We start from the raw sequence: 1594 nt of genomic DNA, 5'->3' as shown, positions 1-1594 counted from the left end.
TCATTCCGGGGCGACGCGCAGCGTCGAACCCGGAATCTTGCAATCCAATATCTGGATTCCGGGGTCACGCTGCGCGTGCCCCGGAATGACGAATACAAGAGGAGCAATTCAAATGCCCACCATCACCACCAAAGACGGCGTCGAGATCTTCTACAAGGATTGGGGCTCGGGCCAGCCGATCGTGTTCAGCCATGGCTGGCCGCTGTCGTCGGACGACTGGGACGCGCAGATGCTGTTCTTCGTGGGGCACGGCTTTCGCGTCGTGGCCCACGACCGCCGCGGCCACGGCCGCTCCGCCCAGGTCGCCGACGGCCATGACATGGATCACTACGCCGACGACCTCGCTTCCGTCACCGCGCATCTCGACCTGAAGAACGCCGTCCATGTCGGTCATTCCACCGGCGGCGGCGAGGTGGTGCACTACATCGCCCGCCACGGCGAGAGCCGGGTGGCGAAGGCGGCGATCCTGAGCGCGGTGCCGCCGTTGATGGTGCAGACGGCGAATAATCCCGGCGGCCTGCCGAAGTCGGTGTTCGACGGCTTGCAGGCCCAGCTCGCCGCCAACCGCTCGCAATTCTACCGCGACCTGCCGGCCGGGCCGTTCTACGGCTACAACCGGCCCGGCGCAAAACCGTCGGAAGCCGTGATCCAGAACTGGTGGCGGCAGGGCATGATGGGCGGCGCCAAGGCGCATTACGACGGCATCGTCGCGTTCTCGCAGACCGACTTCACCGAAGATCTGAAGAAGATCAACGTGCCGGTGCTGGTGATGCATGGCGACGACGACCAGATCGTGCCCTACGCCGACTCCGCCCCACTCTCGGCCAAGCTTCTGAAGAACGGCACGCTGAAGACCTACAAGGGTTTTCCGCACGGCATGCCGACGACGGAGGCCGAAACGATCAACGCCGATCTGCTGGCGTTCATCAAGGGCTGAGGCGGCCGGCGCTGCGCGTCGTACCGCTTGTCACAACGCCGCGCAGCTTCACCGCCTCCAAAGTGAGGCAGCCACCGACGGTAGGGTTCCCCCCTTGGCGGGGGCCGTTGTGGAGCGAGGGGTGCGTGATTTCGGAATATTAGAAAAATTACCCCTGATTTGCCCGACGTGTCAAGTTGCCTTGTCGAACGCCGCCGCCGTCATCTCCTTTGCATGGGGTTGTTTTCGATATTTTGGCCGTGCGCTCGCCGGTTCCCTTGAGCAGGGTTTCCTTGAGGCCACGTGGTACCGCTTGGTACCTCTTGGTACCTCTTGGGCCGCAAGGCGTTATAACCACCGTCATGTCCCCACCCGCGCCGCTGAAGCTGATCGCCCTCGATGCCGATGACCTCGCGGTCATCTCGGCCCATGTGCAGGACGCCCGCGTCCAGCCCTCCGACATCGTCTGGCGCCAGGACGAGAAGCGGCTCGTGGTCGGCCTGAACCGGCTGGACTGGGAGCAGACCCTGTCGGGCGGCACCTGCTCGCGGCGGCTGATCGCCGCGCTCAGGTTCGACCGGGTGCTGGCATGCAAGTCGCGCAATATCGACCTGGAGGCCCCGGAAGCCACCCTGGAACTGCTCGGGATCGAGTTCTATGCCTCCGACCCGCCGGGCG

Annotated in this window: 2 protein-coding genes; both read left to right on the top strand. The window is 64.7% G+C overall.

From position 1 onward, the window contains the following. The first annotated feature begins 112 nt into the window (after positions 1-112). Positions 113-937 (top strand): alpha/beta fold hydrolase, encoded by an 825-nt coding sequence (locus tag AKL29_RS00640; RefSeq protein WP_050382324.1) that lies wholly within the window; start codon positions 113-115, stop codon positions 935-937. Positions 938-1278: 341 nt separating this feature from the next. Next, on the top strand, positions 1279-1594 hold a 316-nt coding region (locus AKL29_RS00635), incomplete at its 3' end, for a DUF2948 family protein (protein ID WP_244481654.1).

The sequence above is a fragment of the Bradyrhizobium pachyrhizi genome (genome assembly GCF_001189245.1).
Taxonomy (GTDB): Bacteria; Pseudomonadota; Alphaproteobacteria; order Rhizobiales; family Xanthobacteraceae; genus Bradyrhizobium; species Bradyrhizobium pachyrhizi.
The sequence above is the reverse complement of the archived record's forward strand: the minus strand, read 5'-3'. Positions and strand labels throughout refer to the sequence as shown.

Excerpts from the sequence above, each read along its gene's own strand:
- AKL29_RS00640 (WP_050382324.1), top strand. The coding sequence starts at position 113 with ATGCCCACCATCACCACCAAAGACGGCGTCGAGATCTTCTACAAGGAT.